At 52.5% G+C, this 217-nt stretch carries 1 rRNA gene; it reads right to left on the reverse strand.

Going from position 1 to position 217, the window contains the following annotated elements:
• Positions 1–217: ribosomal RNA gene (locus tag K0F86_RS27235) — 23S ribosomal RNA — on the reverse strand; the annotation flags it as partial.

The following is a 217-nucleotide window of genomic DNA, read 5'->3' on the forward strand; positions in this document are numbered from 1 at the left end:
CCTTGGAGGATGGTCCCCCCATATTCAGACAGGATGTCACGTGTCCCGCCCTACTTGTCGTACGCTTAGTATCACCGGTCCAATTTCACATACGGGGCTATCACCCACTATGGCTCCCATTTCCAGGGGATTCTGTTATCGGTCCGACTATCACGTACAGGCTCTTCCCATTTCGCTCGCCGCTACTTTGGGAATCTCGGTTGATTTCTTTTCCTGC

It is taken from the genome of Janthinobacterium sp. UMAB-60, from assembly GCF_900095235.1.
Taxonomy (GTDB): domain Bacteria; phylum Pseudomonadota; class Gammaproteobacteria; order Burkholderiales; family Burkholderiaceae_D; genus Janthinobacterium.